This is a genomic window from Geodermatophilus sp. CPCC 205506 (assembly GCF_051383635.1).
In the GTDB taxonomy this organism is placed as follows: domain Bacteria; phylum Actinomycetota; class Actinomycetes; order Mycobacteriales; family Geodermatophilaceae; genus Geodermatophilus.
The window spans coordinates 1-23,012 of record NZ_JALPKP010000075.1 but is presented as its reverse complement, the minus strand read 5'-3'; the positions used below and the strand labels follow the sequence as shown (position 1 = coordinate 23,012).

At 73.5% G+C, this 23,012-nt stretch carries 20 protein-coding genes, 1 tRNA gene and 2 pseudogenes; 7 read left to right on the top strand and 16 right to left on the bottom strand.

Annotated elements, in window-relative coordinates; all coding sequences use genetic code 11:
• The first annotated feature begins 270 nt into the window (after window positions 1-270).
• The 3 genes from MY520_RS26235 (at window position 271) to MY520_RS26225 (ending at window position 6,055) form a co-directional block, all read left to right on the top strand.
• Window positions 271-660, top strand: a complete 390-nt coding sequence (locus tag MY520_RS26235) for a universal stress protein (protein WP_436695635.1) — start codon at window positions 271-273, stop codon at window positions 658-660.
• Window positions 661-1,709: 1,049 nt separating this feature from the next.
• Window positions 1,710-5,087 carry an NAD-glutamate dehydrogenase domain-containing protein gene (locus MY520_RS26230; RefSeq protein WP_436695634.1) on the top strand — a complete coding sequence of 1,126 codons (3,378 nt, stop codon included), beginning with the start codon at window positions 1,710-1,712 and terminating at the stop codon, window positions 5,085-5,087.
• A 392-nt stretch (window positions 5,088-5,479) separates the two neighbouring features.
• A complete protein-coding gene (locus tag MY520_RS26225) occupies window positions 5,480-6,055 on the top strand; it encodes an EamA family transporter (protein ID WP_436695633.1) in 576 nt (191 codons plus the stop codon).
• 23 nt (window positions 6,056-6,078) lie between these two features.
• Here MY520_RS26225 and MY520_RS26220 read toward each other — a convergent pair.
• A pseudogene (locus tag MY520_RS26220) lies at window positions 6,079-6,261 on the bottom strand (transposase); the annotation flags it as partial.
• 159 nt (window positions 6,262-6,420) lie between these two features.
• A complete protein-coding gene (locus MY520_RS26215) occupies window positions 6,421-6,693 on the bottom strand; it encodes a hypothetical protein (RefSeq protein ID WP_436695632.1) in 273 nt (90 codons plus the stop codon).
• 951 nt (window positions 6,694-7,644) lie between these two features.
• On the opposite strand from MY520_RS26215, the pseudogene MY520_RS26210 reads away from it, so the two are divergent.
• The 3 genes and pseudogenes from MY520_RS26210 to MY520_RS26200 form a co-directional block, all read left to right on the top strand.
• Window positions 7,645-7,899: pseudogene (locus MY520_RS26210) on the top strand (transposase); the annotation flags it as partial.
• Window positions 7,900-8,432: 533 nt separating this feature from the next.
• Window positions 8,433-8,735 carry a helix-turn-helix domain-containing protein gene (locus MY520_RS26205; protein ID WP_436695631.1) on the top strand — a complete coding sequence of 101 codons (303 nt, stop codon included), beginning with the start codon at window positions 8,433-8,435 and terminating at the stop codon, window positions 8,733-8,735.
• A gap of 132 nt (window positions 8,736-8,867) precedes the next feature.
• The gene (locus MY520_RS26200; protein WP_436695630.1) at window positions 8,868-10,001 is read left to right on the top strand and encodes a tyrosine-type recombinase/integrase; all 1,134 of its coding nucleotides are present in this window, start codon (window positions 8,868-8,870) and stop codon (window positions 9,999-10,001) included.
• Window positions 10,002-10,104: 103 nt separating this feature from the next.
• Here MY520_RS26200 and MY520_RS26195 read toward each other — a convergent pair.
• The 14 genes from MY520_RS26195 to ald all read right to left on the bottom strand — a co-directional run bounded on the left by MY520_RS26195 (window position 10,105) and on the right by ald (window position 22,321).
• Window positions 10,105-10,178: transfer RNA gene (locus tag MY520_RS26195), tRNA-Pro, on the bottom strand.
• Between the two features lie 75 nt (window positions 10,179-10,253).
• Window positions 10,254-11,144, bottom strand: coding sequence for an alpha/beta fold hydrolase (locus MY520_RS26190; protein WP_436695629.1), 891 nt, complete (start codon window positions 11,142-11,144; stop codon window positions 10,254-10,256).
• 74 nt (window positions 11,145-11,218) lie between these two features.
• Window positions 11,219-12,562 carry a ribosome biogenesis GTPase Der gene (gene der / locus MY520_RS26185; protein ID WP_436695628.1) on the bottom strand — a complete coding sequence of 448 codons (1,344 nt, stop codon included), beginning with the start codon at window positions 12,560-12,562 and terminating at the stop codon, window positions 11,219-11,221.
• Complete coding sequence (cmk, locus tag MY520_RS26180) at window positions 12,559-13,248, bottom strand: (d)CMP kinase (protein WP_436695627.1); 690 nt, start codon at window positions 13,246-13,248, stop codon at window positions 12,559-12,561. The genes der and cmk overlap by 4 nt, the downstream gene beginning before the upstream one ends.
• Entirely contained in the window at window positions 13,245-13,607 is a 363-nt protein-coding gene (gene aroH / locus MY520_RS26175; RefSeq protein WP_436695626.1) for a chorismate mutase, read from the bottom strand. The genes cmk and aroH overlap by 4 nt, the downstream gene beginning before the upstream one ends.
• Window positions 13,608-13,696: 89 nt before the next feature.
• Window positions 13,697-14,608: an aldose 1-epimerase family protein gene (locus MY520_RS26170; RefSeq protein WP_436695625.1), complete on the bottom strand. Its 912-nt coding sequence runs from the start codon at window positions 14,606-14,608 to the stop codon at window positions 13,697-13,699.
• Entirely contained in the window at window positions 14,605-16,020 is a 1,416-nt protein-coding gene (locus MY520_RS26165; protein WP_436695624.1) for a xylulokinase, read from the bottom strand. Before MY520_RS26165 ends, MY520_RS26170 begins: the two co-directional genes overlap by 4 nt.
• Before the next feature lie 35 nt (window positions 16,021-16,055).
• A complete protein-coding gene (locus MY520_RS26160; RefSeq protein ID WP_436695623.1) occupies window positions 16,056-16,898 on the bottom strand; it encodes a pseudouridine synthase in 843 nt (280 codons plus the stop codon).
• Between the two features lie 68 nt (window positions 16,899-16,966).
• A complete protein-coding gene (scpB, locus tag MY520_RS26155) occupies window positions 16,967-17,788 on the bottom strand; it encodes an SMC-Scp complex subunit ScpB (RefSeq protein WP_436695622.1) in 822 nt (273 codons plus the stop codon).
• On the bottom strand, window positions 17,785-18,591 hold the full coding sequence (locus MY520_RS26150; protein WP_436695621.1) for a segregation and condensation protein A: 807 nt from the start codon (window positions 18,589-18,591) through the stop codon (window positions 17,785-17,787). The genes scpB and MY520_RS26150 overlap by 4 nt, the downstream gene beginning before the upstream one ends.
• 20 nt (window positions 18,592-18,611) lie before the next feature.
• Window positions 18,612-19,121, bottom strand: coding sequence for a hypothetical protein (locus MY520_RS26145; protein ID WP_436695620.1), 510 nt, complete (start codon window positions 19,119-19,121; stop codon window positions 18,612-18,614).
• Window positions 19,118-20,026: a ParA family protein gene (locus tag MY520_RS26140; protein ID WP_436695619.1), complete on the bottom strand. Its 909-nt coding sequence runs from the start codon at window positions 20,024-20,026 to the stop codon at window positions 19,118-19,120. Before MY520_RS26140 ends, MY520_RS26145 begins: the two co-directional genes overlap by 4 nt.
• 214 nt (window positions 20,027-20,240) lie before the next feature.
• A complete protein-coding gene (locus tag MY520_RS26135) occupies window positions 20,241-21,209 on the bottom strand; it encodes a site-specific tyrosine recombinase XerD (protein ID WP_436695636.1) in 969 nt (322 codons plus the stop codon).
• The gene (gene ald / locus MY520_RS26130) at window positions 21,206-22,321 is read right to left on the bottom strand and encodes an alanine dehydrogenase (protein ID WP_436695618.1); all 1,116 of its coding nucleotides are present in this window, start codon (window positions 22,319-22,321) and stop codon (window positions 21,206-21,208) included. Before ald ends, MY520_RS26135 begins: the two co-directional genes overlap by 4 nt.
• A 217-nt stretch (window positions 22,322-22,538) precedes the next feature.
• Between ald and MY520_RS26125 the strand changes: the two genes are divergently transcribed.
• The coding region (locus MY520_RS26125) for a hypothetical protein (RefSeq protein WP_436695617.1) at window positions 22,539-23,012 on the top strand (474 nt) is incomplete at its 3' end.

The window sequence follows — 23,012 nt, the reverse complement described above, 5'->3', positions numbered from 1 at the left end:
CGGCTCGGGCACCAACGACAAGGCCGGCGCCGCGCAGAACCTGCTCCGCTGGACCAGCACCCGGTCGATCAAGGAGACCTTCGTCCCCGCCACCGACCACCGCTACCCGCACATGGGCTGAGCGGAGAGCCACCCACCATGCTGTTCGGCCGCGAGGTGGGATGTCGGGCGACGCCGGTCGGCCGACGAGAACGGAACGTCAACGCAGTGCGTTGCACTGCCGCTGTTCGCTGATCACCGATTGTTCGCCATTCTTGGACAGGAGACATCATGACTGTTGCGGTCGCGCACAGCGACACCGCGCGTGGCAAGGCCGCCCTGCGGAACGCGGCCGCGGAGGCCCTCCTGCGCGGCGAGCCACTGGCGGTGCTCCGCATCATCCCGGGGGTGGACAAGCCGAGCGCCGAGGATCCTGCGCTGGTCGCGCAGTTGGCCGCAGAGCTCTCGGACTTCCCCGACTTGACCTGGACGTTGCACACCGGGCCAGAGGGATTCGACACCGCGGATGCTCTGCTCGGTCTCGCTGACGAGCTGGGTGCCTCGCTGCTGGTGATCGGCTCACGGCGTCGCAGGCCGATCGGCAAGGTGGTGCTCGGGTCGACGGTCCAGCAGGTGCTGCTGAAGTCCCTGATACCGGTGCTGGTGGTCAAGGCGTCCTGACCCACGTGCAGCGCGACCAGCGGCGACGCCGGGATCGGTCGGCCGGGACGTCGACGGTCGGGCGTGCGGCCTGCTGGTGGTCAGCGACGAGGTGCCGACGCGGGCTGGGGTGACCGCCGGTCTGGCGGTACGGGGTCCTCGACGCCGTCCGATCGGCCGGGCGGTGGGTGACCCAGGGCGCCGCCGGGTTCTTGTCGGGCGCGTGTCGAGGTGGACGACGTCCCACAGCACCGGGTCCACGGGGTGGGACGCAGCCGGGCGCCGCGAGGGCGGCGTCGTGCGGGGCGTCGATGACGAGCACCTCGCCGACGTCCAGGTGTTCCGGCGGTGTGGCCCTCGACCACGTCGGTGGACGCGCGGGTGCCCCGGCGCGGCGAGCGCTCCCGGTTCCGGCCCTCGGTGTCGGCGGGGACGATCGTCGTCGCCCTGGGTCACCGCGGCTCGCCGGGCCCCCGGTCGTCAGACGTCTCGGTAGCGACAGTCGTCTGACGAATACGGGTCACAGACGAGGCAACGTCCGGTCGTGCAACCGAGGCAGGGTGTGAGCGGTGCGCCGCAGTGGCACACCGCGTGCGTCGTGGTGGTGCGTGCGTCACCGCGTGCGGCTGACTGCCCCTCCGCACGCAGTGGCAATGACGACGGTGCGGCGATGGACGAGATGCCGAATTGTCCCGGGGAATGCGCGTCGCACATCTGTTGTAACGGATCCACCCGGTGGGCACCCTCTCTCGCGCGGTCTGATCTGACGGTCCGGCGCCCACGGGTTGCATTCTCGGTCGGTCCCGGCGCACTGACGAGCTTAGAGATCCTGCGGTGCGACACACTCGCCGTCCCGCGGAATCCGATCTGGTTCTCCCGACAGTTGTCGAAGGCCACCGCCCGGTGCGCCTCTCTAGGATCGAGGAACCCGCACACACGCATTCCGCGGCACCGGTTCCGGGAAACCGGCGGCGTGCGGGGCCGTCCATTCCGGCGGCCGTCGCACGGACGGTGGGTGGCGACGTCGCCATTGCCCGCAGACACCGCAACGCTCCACACGAGGGACATCCATGACCTGCCCCCCACCCGTCGTCGATGACCACGTCCGCTCGTGGACCGAGACGGTCCGCGAGCACGCGCAGACCGTTCCGGCCGACGTGCTGGACGCCTACCTCGAGCGGCTCCCGCACACCTACGTGCACGACTGCCCTCCCTCGCTGGCCGCGCAGGACCTCATCGCGCTGGATCGACTGGAACCGGGCGGCATGTCGGTCGCCATCGACCCCGGCCCGGCCTCGCCGGTCGACGGAGCCGGCCCGGAGCGGGCGTCGGCGAGGCTCCGCATCCGGATGGTCGGCACGTCGGCCCCCCTGCACCGGCTGCTGCCGATCCTGCAGAGCCTCGGCATCGACGCGATCGACGAGCGTCCCCATCTGCTGCAGCTCCCGGGAGGCGACGTGGCCCGCGTCTACGACCTCGCCGTCTCGCTGCCGACCACCACCGGGATCAGCGAGGAGGACGTCGCACGGGTCGTGGACACCTTCGCGGCGGCCTGGTCCGGTGAGGCCGAGGTCGACGGGTTCAACCGGCTCGTCCTGGCTGCCGGCCTGGATCGCCGTGGGGTCGGCGTGCTGCGCGCCTACTGCGGGTACCTCCGGCAGTCCGGCCTGCCCTACACCCGGGCCTCGATGCAGAAGGTGCTCACCGACAACGTCGCGTCCGCGCGGGCGCTCGTGGCGCTGTTCGACGCACTCCTGGGTCCGGTCGGACCGACGCCCCCGGACACGGCGGCAGCCGACGACGTCGCAGCGCGCGCCGTGGACGCGGTGGCCGGCCTGGATGCCGACCGCATCCTGCGATCGCTGCTCACCTGCATCCGGGCGACCACCCGGACCAACCTCTGGAGCACCCGGCACCGCCCCGGGCGGGCGCTGGCGATCAAGCTGACGCCGACGGCGATCGACTTCCTCCCCAAGCCCCGTCCCCGGTTCGAGGTCTACGTGCACGGCACGGCGCTCGAGGGCGTGCACCTGCGCTTCGACCTGATCGCCCGGGGCGGGCTGAGGTGGTCCGACCGGCTCGACGACTACCGCACCGAGGTCCTCGGCCTGGTCAAGGCGCAGGCGGTGAAGAACGCGGTGATCGTGCCCGCCGGTGCGAAGGGCGGGTTCGTGGTCAAGCGCCCGTCGCCGTCGTCCGCGGACGTGGAGGCCGGCTACCGCGAGTTCGTGGCCTGCCTGCTCGACGTCACCGACGACCTCGACGTGCGCACGGGCGACGTCGTGCCGGCACCCGGTGTGCGCCGCCGGGACGGGGACGACTACTACCTCGTGGTGGCGGCCGACAAGGGCACCGCCCGCTTCTCCGACATCGCCAACGACGTGGCGACCGGGCGCGGCTACTGGCTCGGCGACGCCTTCGCCTCCGGCGGCACGGTCGGCTACGACCACAAGGCCATGGGCATCACGGCCCGCGGGGCGTGGGAGAGCGTCCGGCGCCACTTCCGGGAGCTGGGCGTCGACATCGATGTCGCGTCGATCACGGTCAGCGGCATCGGCGACATGAGCGGAGACGTGTTCGGCAACGGGATGCTGCTGTCGGACCGGATCCGGCTGGTGGCCGCCTTCGACCACCGCCACGTCGTGATCGACCCCGACCCTGATCCCGAGCGCTCATACCAGGAGCGACGGCGCCTGTTCACCTCGGGGCGATCCAGCTGGGCGGACTACGACCCGGCGGTGCTGAGCGAGGGGGCGATCGTCGTGCCCCGCACCGCCAAGTCGGTTCCGCTCACCCCTCAGGCCCGCGCGCGTCTGGGGCTCCCCGCCACGGTGACGACCATGACCGCGCACGAGCTCGTCCGGGCCGTCCTGCTGGCCCCGGTGGACCTGCTCTGGAACGGCGGAGTGGGCACCTACGTCAAGGCCCGGAGCGAGTCTCATCTCGACTGCGGCGACAAGGCGAACGACCCCGTCCGGGTGGACGCAGCGGCCCTGCGCGTCCGGGTCATCGGCGAGGGCGGCAACCTCGGCGTCACCCAGCGGGGACGCATCGAGTTCGCCCGTGCCGGGGGCCGCGTCAACACCGACGCGATGGACAACTCGGCCGGTGTGGACTGTTCCGACCACGAGGTGAACATCAAGATCGCACTCGGACCGGCCGGTCAGGAGGGTGCCCTGACCGACACGGCCAGGCGGACGTTCCTGACCGCGATGACCGACGCCGTGGCCGGTCGCGTGCTGCGGCACAACGCCGGCCAGAACGAGCTGATGGGGGCCAACCGCGCCGAGGCGGCCGACATGCTGGGATTCCACGCCCGTCTGGTGGACGAGCTCGAGGAATCCGGTGTCCTCGACCGCGACGTCGACCTGCTGCCCACGCCGGCGCAGTTCGCCGCGCTGGAGCGCGAGGGCCGCGGGCTGACCTCCCCAGAGCTCGCGCAGCTGACCGCGCTGGTCAAGAACGACCTCAGTGCGCGTCTGCTCGCGACGACGGTCCCGGACGAACCGACGGCCCGCGAGCGGTTCCGCCGGTACTTCCCCCGCGTGCTGGTCGATGCGCACGGCGACGACCTGGACGCGCACCCCCTGCGGCGCGAGATCGCCACCACGACGATCGTGAACGAGATGGTCGACACCGCAGGGATCACGTTCGTGTTCCGGATCAAGGAGGACACGGCGGCCGGGCCCGCCGACGCGGCGCGGGCCTTCGACGCCGCCACGTCGGTGTTCGGCCTCGGTGAGGTCTTCGCGGACATCCGTGCCGCCGCGGAGGACACCCCCGCCACCGGGACCGACGCGCTCGCGGTGGAGACGCGCCGCCTGCTCGACCGCGCCGCCCGCTGGTTCACCGGCGAGCGGCCCCTGCCGCTCGACGTCCAGGACGCGGTGCACCACTACCGCGGTCCGGTGCGTGCCCACTTGGCGGACCTGCGCGGCTGGCTGCGCGGCGACGAGGTGGGCAACCTCGAGGACCGCACCCGCGCCCTCGTGACCTCCGGAGCGCCGGAGGGCCTCGCCCGCCGGGTCGCCGACCTGCTGCACCTGTTCCCGTACCTGGACATCGCCGACCTCGCGCACCGGCTCGACCGGCCGTTTCCCGAGGTCGCGCAGATCTACTTCGTCACGTCGTCACGGCTGCGCGTCCACACGCACCTGACGGCGGTGTCCCGCCTGGATCGCCGCGACCGCTCACACGCGCTCGCCCGGCTCGCTCTGCGCGAGGACCTCTACGCCTCGCTGCGCAGCGCGACCGCCGACGTCCTGACGACGACCCCGGAGGCACTCTCGGGCGACGAGCGGGTCGCCCGCTGGGAGGAGGGCAAGTCGACACGGCTGCGGTCGGCGCAGTCGCTGCTGTCCGGCACCCTCCTCGAGGATCCGCAGGGGGCCGATCTGGCCAGCCTGTGCGCGGCGGCACGCCAGATCCGTGTCATCAGCAGGTATTAGCGTCAGGAGTGTCGACCCCCGCTCCCGGGACCGCATCCACCATGGGCACCTCATCACCGGCCAATGCCGCCGACGGCAGCACCTTCGCGCTGCGCCGCTGGTCCACGCCCGGACAGGGCGGGGCCGTCGGCATGGTGCTCGGCGGCATCCTCGCGGTGCAGTTCGGCGGCGCCCTGGCCGCGACCATGTTCGACAGGGCCGGCCCGCCCGGCATGGGTGACCCTCCGGCTGTGCGGCGCCGCGCTGGTCCTGGTGCTGCTGGTCCGCCCCCGCTGGCGGGGCCGCTCGCGCGCCGACTGGGCCGTGATCGCAGGGTTCGGCCTCTCGCTAGCCGCGATGAACGGGCTGTTCTACGAGGCGCTCGCGCGGATGCCTATCGGTGCGGCGGTCACGTGGAGTTCCTCGGGCCGCTGGGCCTGGCCGCGGTGCTGTCGCGCCGGCTCCAGCACCTCGCCTGGGTGCTGATGGCCGCCGCCGGGGTGTTCCTGCTCGGGTACGGCTCGCTGGCCGGTCTGGACCCGGCCGGCGTGGTCTTCGCTCTCGGTGCAGGGGCGTGCTGGGCCGGCTACATCCTGCTGTCGGCCGAGACCGGCCGCCGCTCCACCGGGCTCGACGGGCTGGCTCTGGCCAGCGCGGCAGCCGCACTCATGGTGCTGCCGTTCGGGGTCGCCGCAGGCGGCCCAGCGCTGGTGGCCCCCGACGTGCTGCTGGTCGGGCTCGCGGTGGCCCTGCTGTCGTCGGTGGTGCCCTACGCGCTCGAGCTGACCGCGCTGCGCGCCCTCGCCGGCCGGGTGTTCGGCGTGCTGATGAGCCTGGAACCGGCCGCAGCGGCCCTGGCCGGGCTGCTCGTGCTGGGCCAGGTCCTCACCCCGGTGCAGTTGCTCGCGGTCGCATTGGTCGTCGTCGCGAGCATCGGGGCCGCCCGTTCCCCCGCCAAGGCGCCCATGCCCACCGACGGGCCCCGTTGACTGCGACGCTCCTGGACCAGCTCGTTCTGCTCACTGCTGGTCTGCCCGTCGACGACGCCGTCGTCGATGTCTGCCTGGCGCACCCAGCGACGCACCGACTCGACAGAGATGTCGAAGTCGGCAGCGACCTCGGCTTGGCTCAGATCACCGCGGCTGGCGACCCGCACGACGTCACGCTTGAACTCGGGCGGGAACTTCTTGGGCACCCGACATCCTTCCTGCAGGACGAAGTCCCACAGATGGAGTGTCAGCCAGCCCTGCAGCAGTCCCTTAAGTCAAACTTGTGCAGTTGGCTAGACACCGGCAGTCCCGACTTGGGGCCATACAGGCGCCGAGCCGGCGCCAAGCCGCCGTCAGGTCCGGGGTCAAGGCGCAGTCTGCAACGTCAGCCCTACGGTCTCCGCTGCGAAGACGACCGTGAAGAAGTTCGCGTTGCACACCTCCGCAGCCTCGGCCTGCTGTGGAGAGGCGCAGTCATTGTCGGCCCACTCCGCGGTCGCGGCATTTGCCGACGAGAGTGCCTCCATGAGCGAGTCATAGGCCACGTCCGGCGGGACGATCGTCTCCACAGCGGCGAACGCCGCCTTGAGTTCCTGCACCCGACCGTCACACTGCCAGGGGGTTTCCGGGGCGGTCATGCAATTCGTCTCCGTCGTCAGCATCTCGCAGTAGCGCTCACAGGCGCCTCTACGTCGAACGGCTGCAACGGAGCCTGCGCCGTTGGGGATGCGGGCGCGGACGGCGCCGGCGCGGTGACGGTGACCGTGGACGGAGCTGCCTCGGCGGTCGTTCCACCCTCGCCTCCGCAGGCGGTCAGCGGCAGGGCGGGAAGGGCGAGCAGGAGGGCACGACGCATGGGGCGGGACGCTAACCCGGGATGCGGAACCGATCCGTCAGCCGACGCGGGAGGGCGCAACGCCGGTCACTCCGGCTACGGCCCCGCCTCTCCGGTCACACAGATCCGCGCCCGTCTCCCCGCACTTCGCTGATACGTCACCGAGCTGGCGGAGCTTGTCGACGTCGACACGGTTCCGCGCCCACTCGCGGTACGCCGCGTCGACGCGCTGGAAAGCCTGACTCATCGGTCGCACGTTGAGCTGAACCTTCCTCATGCACTCGAATACGTCACAGGCTCATGCACGGATAGTGGGGGCTCGCCATGTCACCCCCGCGGCCTTCCCGTACGGAGCATTTCGACCCTGGCGGGGCACTAATCGACCGGCCCACCTTCGGCTGGCTGGCTCACGTCGGCACAATCAGAGAGGCGAGCATCATGAGAACCGTCATGAGCAGTGTGCAGCGTGTCAGCCGTCGCCTGTGGGCCTCGGCTATATGCGCCTTCGCCGTTGTCGTTGCTACAGCGGGGCCCGCGGTGGCCGGGGGCTCGGACTGGGGCGGGTAATGCGAACCCCTGGCTACTGGCCGGGCGAGGCGCGAACGCGGCCCCATCCCCTTTTGGCCGAGAGGACGGGGCCCCGTCGAGTCGCCAGCCCGCGGGCTATGACCCGACCCACCAGTTAGAGATCGTTTCTGAATGACCTCGGCGCGCCTGCTTCGAGCTGCGGCGGGTGGTGGCGACCCTCGGGGAGGTGATCGAGGACCTCGTCCCTGATGGGCTGTGGCAGCAGATCGCTCCGTTGCTGCCTCCGCCCAAGCCGCGTCGGTATCGGCATCCGGGTCGTCGGCCGGTCGATGACCGCGCTGCGCTGGCCGGCATCGTGCTCGTGCTCAAGACCGGCATCGCCTGGAACCAGCTACCCGCCTCGCTGGTCGGCTGCTCGGGAGTGACCTGCTGGCGGCGGCTGCGGGACTGGACCGAGGCCGGTGTCCGCGTACGACCTCATGTGTAGGTCCGCGTACGACCTGACGTGTCGTTCCTCCGGCGGGACTGGCCTCAGGCGCTGCACGAGCTGGCTCACCAACTCGATGACGGGCGGATCTACGACCGTGACCTCTCCGGGCTGTCCGTGGCACTCGACGCCCGTCCTCGAGGCCTACAACCGCCGGCCCTACGTCCGCCTCCGAGCCGCTGACGAGCGCCGCGCGGTCTGGGGTCCCCGACGCACATCTCGTTGCCGAGTGCGCCCGCGGCGACTGGCGTACTGGAGGTTCACAGGAGGCGCCGGTCCGTCGGACCGCTTCGGACGTGTCCTGAGCGACCTTCTCCAGTCCTTCTCCGGTAGGGGGCTCCGGGAACTGGAGAAGCGTCGCAGCCAGAGCTCCTCTGCCGCGTCGACAAGGCCTCGCCCGCTGCAGCCGAACTGGAGAAGAACCCGAGGTCGCTCCCCCATCGTCGATCGACGAGCGCACGGGCCTCGTCGGCGGCTGACCGCGCTCGAACGCCGCCCGGCGGGATGGAGACTCGGGAGGACACGACATGGGCGACCCGGAGCCCCTTCAAGACGTGCTGGCCAGCAGTCCCCTCCTGCTCACGCCTGAGGAAGCGGCGACGGTCCTCCGCATCGGCCGCACGACGATCTACGCGCTCATGAAGGCCGGCGACCTGCGGCCGGTGCACATCGGCCGGAGCTGTCGTCTCCCCCGCGCTGAGCTCGAGCGCTACGTCCGCTGCCTGGAGACGTCGTCGAACGCCGCGCCAACGCTCCCGGCCGAGTTCGGAACTGCACGGTCGTCGCGACGTCGGAGCGGCGCCACGCCACGCCGCATGCACGCCCGATAGCGGTCCCGCAACGCGGCCGGGGACAACGCCGCGGCCCTCCACCGGTTTGTCACACCGAAGTCCGCACCCGGCGCACCCGTGGTGAGGTCGCGCGGGTGGTGCCAGGGCCCGACATCGCCGGGAGGGATCGACGTGGCCAGACGCGCGAACGGTGAGGGGTCGACCTTCCGGCGCAAGGACGGCACGTGGTCGGCCGAACTGAGCTACCGGGACGACTACGGCACCCTGACGCGGCGGACGGTCTACGGGAAGACGCAGGCCGACGTCCGAGCCAAGTTCCGCGATGCCTGCGAACGGATCGAGTCCGGAGCACCGGTCAAGGACGCCTCCATGACCGTCGCCGCATGGCTCGAGGACTGGATCACCAAGTCACTGGCCGCCAGCGACCGCAAGCAGGCCACCAAGGACCTCTACGCCACCCTGGCCCGCACCCACCTCGTGCCCACGGTCGGGACGATCCCCTTCGGCCGGCTGCGTCCCTCCGATGTCGAAGCGCTCATCGTCACCAAGCGGAACGCCGGCCTGTCGGGGTCGACGATCCGGACGATCTACACCGTCCTGCGGTCCGCGATGGACATCGCCTCGCGCGACGGCCTGATCCGCAGCCACCCCGCGGCGGCCGTGAGACGGCCTGGCGTCGAGCGCAAGGACGCGCCCCACCTCACCGCGGAACAGGCGCAGTCGCTGCTGGAGGCGATCAGGGGCGACCGACTCGAGAGCCTGTTCCGGGTCATGCTGGCCACCGGCCTGCGCCGCGGTGAGGCTTTGGGCCTGCACTGGTCGGACGTCGACCTCGACGCCGGGCTGCTGAGGGTCCGCTGGACACTTGCTCGGACGTCTCAGGGGCTCCAGCTCGACGAACCCAAGACCGACAAGTCCCGCCGGACCGTGCCCCTCCCCCGCTCGGCCGTCGAGGCGCTCCGAGCGCATCGAGAGCGGCAGGACGACGAACAGCATGCAGCCGCAGACGCCTGGACGGACAACGGCCTGGTCTTCACCACCGAGATCGGCACACCGCTCGAGCCCCGCAACGTCCTACGGCGCTTCGAGGTCCTCGCAGAGCGAGCTGGCCTCCGCGGCGTCACGCTCCACACCCTCCGGCACTCCACGGCGAGCTTCCTCCTGGCCGCCGGCACCCACACCAAGGTCGTCCAGGAGCACCTCGGGCACTCCTCGTACGCCATCACGGCCGACATCTACAGCCACGTCGGTCCCGCCCAGCAGCGCGAGGCGGCCGACCGCCTCGACCAAGCGCTCCGCTGGTGACCGTTGCAGCCCTTTCGACCGCGTTGCTGTACGCGTTGCTGTAGTCGTGCAAGAGGCGGGCCGGCCTCTACGGCCGACCCGCCTCTGACCTGCGGTTTCGCTGTCGGGCTGACAGGATTTGAACCTGCGACCCCTTGACCCCCAGTCAAGTGCGCTACCAAGCTGCGCTACAGCCCGAGCGCCGGGCGGCTCGCACCGCCCGATCGCTGCAGGAGCAGGTTACCGCACCGCCCGTGCGGCCCGACCCGGTGGTCAGCCCTGCGCCGGCACCCGGTCCCCGGCATCGGCGAGCACCGTGCGCAAGGCGGCGGCGAAGGCCTCCGGCTCACCGGTCTGGCCGTACTCGCCGCCCATGAAGCCCCCGTGGTCGCCGGGGAACTCGACCGGCGCCGTCCCGATCCGCTCGGCCACGGCCTCGCCCCCGCGGCGGGCCAACTGGCCCGTCGACCCGGCGCCGACCACGACGACGATCCGCGTCGACGCCGCGCGCAGGGCGTCGAAGTCGTGCTCGTGGTGGGTGCACGAGATCATGTTCTGCCCGAGCAGCACGTCGTCCCGCGACCCGTCGTCCTCGGTCGGCAGCCCGAAGGCGGCCGGGTCGGGCCCCGGCTGCTCGGTGTAGTCGGCCGGGACCGGGCCGCGATGGCCGACCAGCCGGATGAACTCGGCCATCCCCGCGCCCATGCCGCTGCGCTGGTAGACCTCGTGCACGTGCCGCGACGCGGCCAGTGCCGTCTCCCGGTCGGGCAGGGCGGCGATCGCCGGCGGCTCGTGCGCCACCAGGGTGCGGACCTGCTCCGGGTGGCGCCCCACGAGCACCAGCGCGTTCACCGCTCCCCCGCTGCTGGCGAACACGTCGACCGGGCCGGCGCCCACCGCGTCGATCAGCCGGGACAGGTCGTCGGCGTGCTCCTCCGGCGTCGTCTCCGTGGCGCCGTCCGTGCGCCGGCTGCGTTCCGCGCCCCGCGGGTCGTACGTCACCACCGTCCGGTCGGGGAAGTACGTGGCCAGCGTCCCAAACCCCGCCGCGCCCATGGGTGAGCCGATCAGCAGCAGCACCGGCGACCCCGACGGGCCGGGACGGACGTCGTAGGTCAGCACGGCACCCGGGACATCCAGGGTACGCGTCACGGGTTCGGTCATGGTGGGCCTCCTGGGACTGGTCGTGGACTCGTCCTCCAGACCGCCCGGAGCGGCAGAACTCATCGCCGGCCGGTTCAGCCCTTCGACCGCTCCCCGCGGCCCTCCCGCACCTTGACCGAGATCTCGATCGGCGTCCCGTGGAAGCCGAACTTCTCCCGCAGCTTCCGCTCGAGGAAGCGGCGGTAGCCGGCCTCGAGGAACCCGGTGGAGAACACGACGAACCGCGGCGGCCGGACGTCGGCCTGCGTCACGTACTTGATCTTGGGGGCGCGCCCGCCGCGGGCCGGCGGCGGCGTCTCCAGGACCAGCGCCCGCACGTAGGTGTTGAGCTCCGCCGTCGGCACCCGGGTCTCCCACGAGGCCAGCGCGTCCCGCAGGTGCTGGGCGAGCTTGTTCACCCCGCGCCCGGTGGTCGCGGAGATGTTCACCCGGCTGGCCCACTTCACCCGGGACAGATCGCGCTCGATCTCGCGCTCGAGCTGAGCGTGCCGGTCCTCGTCGAGCGTGTCCCACTTGTTGAAGGCCAGCACCAGCGCCCGGCCGGCCTCGATCACCTGGGTGATGACCCGCTGGTCCTGCTCGCTGATCACCTCGTCGGCGGCCAGCAGGACGACGGCGACCTCCGCGGCCTGGATCGCGGCCTCGGTGCGCAGGCTCGCGTAGTACTCCATCCCGCTGGCGGTGTTGACCTTTCGCCGCAGACCCGCGGTGTCGACGAACCGCCACTCCTCGCCGCCGAGGGTGACGATCGAGTCGACCGGGTCGACGGTCGTGCCGGCCACCGAGTCGACGACCGAGCGCTCGTCCTTGGCCACCCGGTTGAGCAGGCTGGACTTGCCGACGTTGGGCCGGCCGACCAGGGCCACCCGGCGGGGACCGCCCTCCTCCAGCTGCTCCCGCGGCGCCTCGGGCATCGCGCCGAGGATCAGGTCGAGCAGGTCACCGCTGCCCCGGCCGTGCAGCGCGCTGACCGGCTGCGGCTCGCCCAGGCCCAGCGACCACAGCTCCGCGGCGTTGGACTCGCTGCGCTCGTCGTCCACCTTGTTGGCGACGACGATCACCGGCCGGTCGCTGCGCCGCAGGATCCGCGCGGCGGCCAGGTCGGTGTCGGTGGCGCCGACGGAGCTGTCCACCACCAGCACGATGACGTCGGCGGTCCGCATCGCGTACTCGGCCTGCCGGCTGACCGACGCGCCCAGACCCGCGGCCTTGGGGTCCCAGCCGCCGGTGTCGACGACGGTGAAGCGCTTGCCGTTCCACAGCGCCTCGTAGGTGATCCGGTCGCGGGTCACCCCGGGCACGTCCTGCACGACCGCGGCCCGGCGGCCCAGGATCCGGTTGACCAGCGTCGACTTGCCCACGTTGGGCCGGCCGACGACGGCGACCACCGGCAGCGGCCCGCCGTTCTGCTCGCTCACGGTCGCGCACCCACGGTCGCCAGCGCCAGCTCGACCACCCGGTCGACGACGCCCTCACGGTCGAGGTCGGTGCTGTCGACGATCACCGCGTCCGGCGCCGGGCGCAGCGGGCTGTCGGCGCGGCCGCTGTCGTACTCGTCGCGGCGGCGCAGGTCGGCGGCGAGCGCCCGCACCTCTAGCGGGTCGCTGATGCCCAGCTGGGCGGCCCGGCGCTCGGCCCGGGCCTCCGGCGCGGCGGTGAGGTAGATCTTGCAGGTGGCGTCGGGCAGGACGACGGTGCCGATGTCCCGGCCCTCGACGACGACCGCGTCGGCGGCCGCGACCAGGGCCCGCTGCTGGTCGACCAGCCGGCGGCGGACCGCGGGCACGGCGGACACGGCCGACACCGCGCGGGTGACCTCCGCGCCGCGGATGCGCACCGCCACGTCGACGCCGTCGACCTGCACCAGTTCGGTGTCGGCGGTGGTGCCGACCTCGATGCCGGCCGCGGCGACCACAGCGGCCACCGCGTCGGCGTCCTCCGGGTCCACCCCGGCGTCGAGCACGGCGACGGTCGCGGCGCGGTACATGGCGCCGGTGTCGAGGTAGGCCGCCCCGAGCCGGGCGGCCACGGCCCGCGCGACGCTCGACTTCCCCGTCCCCGACGGACCGTCCAGGGTCACCTGCCCCACGAACGCCGCGCTCACTGCGCGATGTCCCGTCGCAGCGCCACGGCACCCCGCAGGTACACGTGCTGGATCTCCGACCGCGGCCGCTCCGTCTCCACGTGCGCCATCAGCCGGAGCACCCGGGGCAGCGCGTGCGGGACGTCGATCTCGCTCGCGCACATCAGCGGGACGTCGCCGAAGCCGATCTCCCGCGCAGCCAGTGCCGGGAACTCCGACACGAGGTCCGGCGTGGCGGTGAACAGGATGCTGATGACGTGCTCGCGGTCGAGCTCGTTGCGCTCCATGACCGCGGAGACCAGCTCGCGCGTGGCGTCGAGGATCTGCTCCCGGTCGTCGGCGTCCACCTGTGTCGCACCCCTGATGGCTCGGACGGCCACAACCACTCTCCTCGATCGACGCGAGGGCACGGATCGCCGTGCCCCTCGGTCGAGTCTAGGTAGGCCTCGCCACCCGCCTCCGGGCGCTGTCAGCCCAGCGGCCGGATGCCCCAGGTGGCCTCGGTCGACTCCCCGGGTTCCAGCCGGCGCACCGCCTCACCGGTCTCGAACGCGTTCGGGGGGCAGGTCATCGGCTCCACGGCCAGCCCGCGCCGCCGGCGCGGCTCGGGCAGCACGTCGCCGCTGAACAGCTGCAGGTAGCCGTAGCCCTCGTCCATCCAGACGGCGACGCCGCGACCGTCCGGTGCAGTGAGCCGCACCTCGGCCCGCCCGTCGGGCCCCCGGTCGAGGTCGGTGAAGCAGGAGTCGACGACGAGGTCGCCGACGACCCGGCCGGCCCGCAGGTCGTAGGACGTGCCGCCGACGGGGACCGCCCCGGTCGGCAGCGCCCGCTCGTCGGTCTGCAGCACGGTCGCGCCCGGCGCCACGAGGGTGCAGTCGTCCAGCCGCGGCCCGGCCAGGACGTACGGGTGGTGCCCCTCCCCGTACGGCAGCGCGGCGAGGCCCTCGTTGGTCGCGGTGGTGGTCACCCGCAGGCCGTCCGCCGACAGCGCGTACGCCACCCGCAGCCGCAGGGTGAAGGGATAGCCGGGCCTCGGGAACAGCAGGTGCTCCAGCACCACCCGGTCCTCGGCGCGCTCGACCGCCCGCCAGGAGGCGAACTGGACCAGGCCGTGGATCGCGGTGCCGCGCTCCGGCTCGGTGACCGGGGTGCGGTGCCGCTCGCCGTCCCAGGTGTAGACGCCGTCGCGCAGCCGGTTCGGCCAGGGCGCGAGGACGTGACCGCGGGCGGCCTCGGCCATCTCGCCGGCGTCGTACCCGTCGAGCACCTCCCGGCCCCCGACGCGGTAGGTGCGCAGGCCGCCGCCCACCTCGACGGCGGTGACCTCGGCGTCCCCGGCGCGGAGGGAGAACTGCTCGCCGGTCGGCAGGACGCTCACGCGAGTCGCTCGGCGGTGAGGTCGCGGACGTCGGCGTAACGCTCCCGGACGAACGGCACCGGGTCGGCCTCGTGCACCTCGGTGCCCGGGCGCGGCCACTCGGGCGCGGTCGCGCCACCGGCGAGCACCCAGGCGGCCTGCCGGGCGGCGCCGTCGGCGACGTACTCCCCCGCCGGCGGCACCAGCACCGGCACGCCCAGGACGGCGGGTGCCAGCCGGCGCACCGCGTCGGACCGGGCGCCGCCGCCGACGAGGAACACCCGGCGCACCGGCGTCCCGGTCGCGGCGGCGACCGCGTCCAGCCCGTCGGCCAGCCCGCACAGCAGGCCCTCCACCGCGGCCCGGGCCAGGTGCGCGGGGTCGGACGTGGCGAGGGTCAGGCCGTGGAGGGCGCCGGTGGCGGTCGGGCGGTCCGGCGTCCGCTCGCCCTCGAGGTAAGGCACCAGCACCAGACCGCCCGCGCCGGCGGGAGCCGAGAGCGCCAGCCGGGACAGCTCCGCGTGGTCGACGCCGAGCAGCCGGGCGGTCGCGTCGAGCACCCGGGCCGCGTTGAGCGTGGCCACCAGGGGCAGGTAGTTGCCGGTCGCGTCGGCGAACCCGGCGACCGCGCCGGTCGGGTCGGCGGCCGGCGTGGTCGTCACCGTGGAGACCACCCCGGACGTGCCGATCGAGCAGACGACGTCGCCCGGCTCGGCGGCCAGCCCGAGCGCGGCGCCGGCGTTGTCGCCGGTGCCCGGCCCGAGGACCGTGCCGCCGGGCGTGCTGCCGCCGGCCTCGGCCGGGCCCAGCACCCGCGGCACCGCCGCCGGCCGGCCCAGCGCCCGCTCCAGCAGGTCGGGCCGGTACTCCCCCGTGGCCGGTGACCAGTAGCCGGTGCCGCTGGCGTCGCCGCGGTCGGTGACCAGCGCCTCGAGCGAGGGCGCGCCGGCCAGCCGCCAGGTCAGCCAGTCGTGCGGCAGGCACACCGCGGCCGTGCGGGCGGCGGCGTCGGGCTCGGCGTCGGCCAGCCAGCGCAGCTTGGTGACGGTGAAGGACGCGACCGGCACCAGGCCCACGGCCTCGGCCCAGGCCCGCCGTCCGGTGTCGCCGCCGCCGAGCTCGTCGATCAGGTCCACGGCGGCGCCGGCGGAGCGGGTGTCGTTCCACAGCAGTGCCGGACGCACGACCTCGCCGTCCTCGTCCAGGCAGACCATGCCGTGCTGCTGGCCGGCCACGGCCACCGCGGCGACGTCGTCGAGCCCGCCGGCCTGTTCGATGGCGTCGGCCAGCGCGGCATCCCATGCCGCCGGGTGCACCTCGGTGCCGTCCGGGTGCGCGGCCCGGCCCTCCCGGACCAGCCGGCCGTCCCCGGCGTCCCGGACGACGACCTTGCACGCCTGCGTCGACGAGTCGACCCCCGCCACGAGTGTCATGACGTCTGTCTACCGTCTCGGCGCGCGCTCCGGGTTCAGAGGCCGACGGTCTCCTGGAGGGCGCCGACCTCGGCGCGGCTGAGCCGCCGGATCGAGCCGACCCGCATCCGCTCGAGCCGGACCGGGCCGACCGCGGTGCGGGTCAGCCGGGACACCGGGAGGCCGACGTGCGCGAGCAGCCGCCGGACGATGTGCTTGCGCCCCTCGTGCAGCACCACCTCGACGACCGACTGGCCGGCGTGGGTGTCGACCACCCGGAACGAGTGCACCTTGACCGGCCCGTCCTCCAGCTCGACGCCGGACCGCAGCCGCTTGGCCAGGTCGCGGGGAACGGACCCCGACACCTGGGCGAGGTAGGTCTTGCGGACCTCGTAGCGCGGGTGGGCCAGCCGGTGGGCCAGCTCGCCGTCGTTGGTGACCAGCAGCAGGCCCTCGGTGTCCTGGTCCAGCCGGCCGACGTGCACCAGGCCGGGGGCGAGGTCGCCCACCATGTCGCCGACGGTCGGGCGGTTGCGGTCGTCGCTCATCGCGGTGATCACGCCGGAGGGCTTGTTGAGGGCGTAGGTGACGCGGTCGTCGCGCAGTTCCAGGCGGGCACCGTCGACGGCGATCCGGTCCCGGCGGGCGTCGACCCGCATGCCCTGGACCATGACGGTGCGACCGTTCACGCTGATCCGGCCGGCGGCGATCATGTCCTCGCAGACCCGCCGCGACCCGACCCCCGCCCGCGCCAGCACCTTCTGCAGCCGCTCGCCCTCCCGCTCGTCGTCGGCGGGATCGTCCTCGCGGTCGCCGGGGTGGACGGGCGCGAGCTCCATGTCCTCCGACCAGCCGTCGCCGGCGTCGGTGGAGGTCTCGTCGTGCGGTGCGCTGTTCATCGGGTCCAGTCTCCCACCCGGCCGCATCCCCTCGGGACGGCGTTCGCCGGTCCTCCGGGGGTCCTTCTTCAGGCGTCGGGGTGCTCGTCGAGGACCGACGACGTCTCGGGCAGCAGCGGCCCCAGCTCCGGCAGCTCGTCCAGGCCGCGGAGCCCCAGCCGCTCCAGGAACAGCGGCGTGGTCGCGTACAGCCCGCCCCCGCTGTCCGGGTCGCTGCCCACCTCGTGCACCAGCCCGCGGCTGACCAGCGTGCGCATGACGCCGTCCACCCCGACGCCACGGATCGCCGCGACGCGCGCCCGGGTCACCGGCTGGCGGTAGGCGATCACGGCGAGGGTCTCCAGCGCGGCCTGGGTGAGCCGGCTGCGCTGTCCCTCGAGCAGGTGCCGCTCGACGACGCCGGCGTACTCCTCGCGGGTGTAGAGCCGCCAGCCCTCCCCCACCCGCCGCAGCGTCATCCCGGCGCTGCGCCGGTCGTAGTCCTCCGCCAGCCCGGCCAGCTCGGCGTGCACCCGGGGCACCGGGCAGTGCAGCGCCTCGGCCAGGGTGACCTCGTCCACCGGGGAGTCCATGACGAACAGCAGCGCCTCCAGCCCCCCGCGCAGCGCGGCGGGGTCGAGGGGCTCGGGTTCCGGCTCCGGCTCCGGCTCCGGCGGTGCCGGAGCGGCCGCGGCGACGGTCGGCGGCGGCAGCGGTGCGGGCTCGGCCACCGGCTCGGGAGCGACCTCCCCCTCCGGGGCGGGGCGCTCGGCCACCCGCGCGGCGAGCTCGGCGGCGACCGCGTCCCACCTCCCGGGGTCCGGACCGCCGCGCTCCTCGGCCTCCTCGCGGGTGGAGGCGAGCTCCGCGGCGAGGGCCTCCCAGGAGATCGGCGGCCGGTCCTCGCTCATGCGTACTCCTCGTCGGCGTCGTCGTCCGGTTCCGGTTCCGGTTCCGGCTCGGAGCCGCCGGTCCACCGCACGTGCAGCTCGCCGAGCGGGGTGAGCTGTTCGAAGGTCACCCGCTGCTGGCGGTAGAGCTCGAGCAGCGCCAGGAACCGGGCCACGACCTCGAGGGTGTGTCCGCAGTCGGCCGACAGCGCCCGGAAGGTCACCGTCCCCGCCGCCAGCAGCTGGTTGCGCACCAGCAGCAGCTGCTCGGAGACGCTGACCGGGGGTGCGTGCAGGTGGGAGACGCTCACGACCGGCGGTGCCTTCGGCGTCAGCGCCCGGGTGGCGAGCGCCGCGAACTGCGCCGGTGTCACGCCGAGCAGCACCTCGGGCATCAGCTCCGCGAAGCGCGGCTCCAGGCCGGCGTCCCGCGGGAAGCGGCGGGCGGCCTCGGCCTCCCGTTCGCGGAGGAACGCCGCGGCCTGCTTGTAGGCCCGGTACTGCAGCAGCCGGGCGAACAGCAGGTCACGGGCCTCGAGCAGCTCCAGGTCGTCCTCGTCCTCGACGTCGGCCGCGGGCAGCAGCCGGGCCGCCTTGAGGTCGAGCAGGGTCGCGGCGACGACGAGGAACTCGCTGGCCTGGTCGAGGTCGAGCTCGTCACCCAGGGCCCGCAGGTGCGCGATGAACTCGTCGGTGACCTGCGACAGCGCGATCTCGGTGACGTCGAGCTTGTGCTTGCCGATCAGCTGCAGGAGCAGGTCGAACGGGCCCTCGAAGTTGGTCAGCCGGACCGTGAACCGCGACTGCGCCTGTGCCCCGGTCACGGATCCAGCCTAGAGAGCGCTCAGCCCTTGAGTCGCCGGACGAGGACGGCGTCCGCGCCGCGCTCGGCGAGGTCACCCAGCAGCACGTTGATCGCCTCGCGCACGATGCGGCCGCGGTCGGCGGCCACGCCGTGCTCGGCGCGCAGCGTCAGCCGCGCGCTCTCCAGGGCCAGCAGCTCGTCGGCCGAGATGTAGACGGTGATCTTCTCGTCGTGCTTGGTGCGCTCGGCCCGCTGCGCCCGGCCGCGGGTGGGCCGGGTCGGCTGGACAACGGGAGCCGGCTGCGGCGCCGTGCGGTAGGTGGCCAGCGGGTCGGCGTCGTCCGAGACACCGCCGGGCACCAGGGTCAGCGGGGCGGTCGTCTCGGCGGGCGCCGGCTCCCCGCGCCGCCCGGTCGGGCCGCCGCGCAGGGCCGGGGAGCTCACCGTCGCGCTGATGCTCGGCAGCTCGGTCACCTCCGGCACCGACGACGTGGTGTCGGTGCGGCGGAACAGCTCGGCCGCGCCGGGGAGCACAGGGCGGCGCGTCACAGTGCCAGCACCTCCTTGGCCAGGTCGCGGTAGGCCGAGGCGCCCGAGGACGTCGGCGCCCAGGTGGTGATGGGCTGGCCGGCGACCGTGGTCTCGGGGAAGCGGACGGTGCGCTGGATGACGGTCTGGAAGACGGTGTCGCCGAAGGCCTCGACCACCCGGCTGAACACCTCGCGGCAGTGCACGGTGCGCGCGTCGTACATCGTGGCCAGGATCCCGGAGATCTCCAGGTCGGGGTTGAGCCGCTCCTTGACCTTCTCGATCGTGTCGACGAGCAGGGCGACGCCGCGCAGCGAGAAGAACTCGCACTCCAGCGGGATGATCACGCCCTGCGCCGCGGTCAGCGCGTTGACCGTGAGCAGGCCCAGCGACGGCTGGCAGTCGATGAGGATGTAGTCGTACTCGTCCCGGATGTCGGCGATCACCCGCAGCAGCGTCTGCTCGCGGGCGACCTCGCTCACCAGCTGCACCTCGGCGGCGGACAGGTCGATGTTGCTGGGCACCAGGTCCAGGCCGGGGATGTCGGTGTGCACCCGGACGTCGGCCAGCGTCGTCCGCCGCTCCATGAGCGCGTTGTAGATCGTGCGGTCCATGTTCTGGGCCGGCACGCCGAGCCCGACCGACAGGGCACCCTGCGGGTCGAGGTCGATGAGCAGCACGCGACGGCCGTGCTCGACCAGTGCGGCACCCAGGTTGATGGTCGACGTCGTCTTGCCGACGCCGCCCTTCTGGTTGCACATCGCCACGACGCGCGCCGGGCCGTGCTGCGTCAGCGGCTTGGGTTCCGGCAGCGGGCGGATCCGCGCGCGCGCCGGGTCCAGCCGCGAGGCGGCGGCGCCCATCTCGGGTCCGGTGTCGGTCGGGAGCGCGACGGCCGGGCCGGCCGCGTCCCCTCGGATCGCCATCGGTCTGTTGCCTCCACCTCGTGCCCGGGTCCCGGCCGGTGCCGGGGGCGGTCAGCCGTTCTGCCGCCCGGGTGGATCCGAGGCTAGGGAGACATGCGCGGATCACCGAGGAGGCACGCCGGTTTCCGTGTCGACATGGCGACCCATGCCAACCACCCGCACCATTGAGCCGAAACCGCTGGCAACATGCGCCGAGCCGGCTCGAGATCGACTGTCAGTTGAGCGCGCGCGGGTGGCTGCTGGCGTAGACCTCGCGCAGCCGGTCGACGGTGACCAGCGTGTAGACCTGGGTGGTGGTCACCGAGGCGTGGCCGAGCAGCTCCTGCACCACGCGGACGTCGGCGCCGCCGTCGAGCAGGTGGGTGGCGAAGGAGTGCCGCAGCGTGTGCGGGGACACCGTGTCGACCAGGTCCACCCCGCCCGCCTCGCCTGCCCGCTCGGCCGCCGTCCGCAGGATGGCCCACGCGCTCTGGCGGGACAGCGGCCCGCCGCGGGCGTTGAGGAACAGCGCGCCGCCTCGGACCCCGGCGCGGCCGGCCGCGGCCAGGGCCGGGCGGGCACGGACCAGGTAGTCCTCCACCGCGCGCAGCGCGTAGCTGCCGACCGGCACGACGCGCTGCTTGCCGCCCTTGCCGGCCAGCCGCACGGCCGCCTGGCCGCGGTCGAGGTCGTCGACGGCCAGGCCGACGGCCTCGGAGATGCGCGCGCCGGTGCCGTAGAGCAACTCCAGCAGCGCCCGGTCCCGCAGCCCACGCGGCCCCTCCACCGAGCCTGCCGCCTCGATCAGCGCGACCACCGACTCCACCGGGACGGCCTTGGGCAGCCGGCGCGCCGGCGCGGGCGGGCGGACCTCGTGCGCGACGTCGTCGGGCACCAGCCCGTCCAGCAGCGCGAACCGGTGCAGCCCGCGGACGGCGACCACCGCGCGGGCCGCCGACGTCGCCGACAGCGGCGGGTGCTCGTCGTCGCCGGACCGCAGGGCGGTCAGGAAGGCCGCGACGTCGGACTCGGTCACCTCGGCCAGCCCGCGGACGCCGCCGGCCTCCAGGAACTCGGTGTAGCGACGCAGGTCGCGGCGGTAGGAGGTGATGGTGTTCACGGCCAGCCCGCGCTCGACGGTGAGGTGGTCGAGATAGCCGGTGACGACGCGGGCGACGTCGCCGGGCGGTGCGGTGACGGTCAGTGGAGCACCTCCTCGAGTGCCACGGCCGCCAGGCCGTGGGCCTGCGCGACCTCGGGCAGCACCACCTGCCCGGCCACGACGTTGACCCCGTGCGCGAGAGCCCGGTCGGCGCGCACCGCGGCGACCGTGCCCTCGTTGGCCAGCGCCATCACGTAGGGCAGCGTCACGTTGGTGAGCGCGTGGGTCGAGGTGTTGGGCACCGCACCCGGCATGTTCGCCACGCAGTAGAACACCGACTCGTGCACCCGGAAGGTCGGCTCGTCGTGTGTCGTGGGCCGGGTGTCCTCGAAGCACCCGCCCTGGTCGACGGCGATGTCGACGAGGACCGACCCCGGCTTCATCCGCGCCACCAGCTCGTTGCTCACCAGCGTCGGGGCCTTCGCGCCGGGCACCAGGACCGCGCCGATCACCAGGTCGGCGTCCAGCACGGCGCGCTCCACCTCGTAGGCGTTGGAGGCAACCGTCTGCAGGTGCCCCTGGTAGATCCGGTCGGCGGCGCGCAGCTTGTCGATGTCCCTGTCCAGGACGACGACCTCGGCCTGCATGCCCAGCGCGATCGCGGCGGCGTTCATGCCGGAGACCCCCGCGCCGATGACGACGACCTTGGCCGCGTAGACGCCGGACACGCCGCCGAGCAGCACGCCGCGGCCGCCGTGCGCCCGCTCCAGGCTGTGCGCGCCCACCTGGGGGGCCATCCGGCCGGCGACCTCCGACATCGGTGCCAGCAGCGGCAGCGCGCCGTCCGCCGTCTGGACCGTCTCGTAGGCGATCGCGGTGGTGCCGGAGGTGACGAGGGCGTCGGTGCACTCCTTGGACGCCGCGAGGTGCAGGTAGGTGAACAGCGTCTGGTCCGCGCGCAGCCGGCCGTACTCCTCGGCCACCGGCTCCTTGACCTTGAGGACCAGGTCCGCGGCCGCCCACACGTCGTCGGCGGTGGGCAGGATCCGCGCGCCGGCGGCGGTGAAGTCGGCGTCCGGGATGGAGGACCCCTCCCCCGCGCCCTGCTCGATGAGCACCGTGTGCCCGGCGCGCACCAGCTCCGTCACCCCGGCGGGGGTCAGCGCGACCCGGTACTCCCGGTTCTTCACCTCTCGGGGGACCCCGACCTGCATCGCACGCTCCTGGTCCCGGCAGGACGCCCCCGAGGGTGACGGGAGCCCCACCGCATCGTGGGCCGCCCGGTCGGGGCGGGCCTCGCGCGGAGTCTAGGCGGGGGGCCGCGCCGCCCCGGGGTGGTCGCGCGCCGTTCCACCGGCCGGGTGAGCGACGGCTCCGCGGGTACCGCGCGCCCCGTGCCGGCCGACGGCGCTCGACCCGGGAGGACCCGCCATGCACCTGTACGCCCGACATCCCGGCCTGCGGGCCCGCCAGCTGGCCGCCGACGTCGGCGTGCTGGCCTGGCTCGTGCTCTGGGTCCTCGTCGCCCGGGTGGTGCACGGCGCGGTGCTCGCGCTGGCCGAGCCCGGCCGGGCGGTCGAGGACCTCGGCTCCTCGGTGGCGGGCAGCATGGCCTCGGCCGCGGCGGCCGCCGGGGACGTGCCCGTGGTCGGCGACGAGCTGGCCGCCCCCTTCGACGCCCTGGGCAGCGCCGGTGCCTCGGTCGGTGGCGCCGGGCAGGCCGCGCAGGACGCCGCGACGACGCTGGCCGGGGCGCTCGCCGTCGTCCTCGTCGTCCTGCCGGTGGGCTGGGCGCTGCTGCGGTGGCTGCCCTGGCGGCTCCGGTGGGCGCGCGAGGCCGCCGCGGCCGGCCGGCTGGCCGCGGCCGATCCGGACGTGCTGGCCGCCCGGGCGCTGGCGACCGCG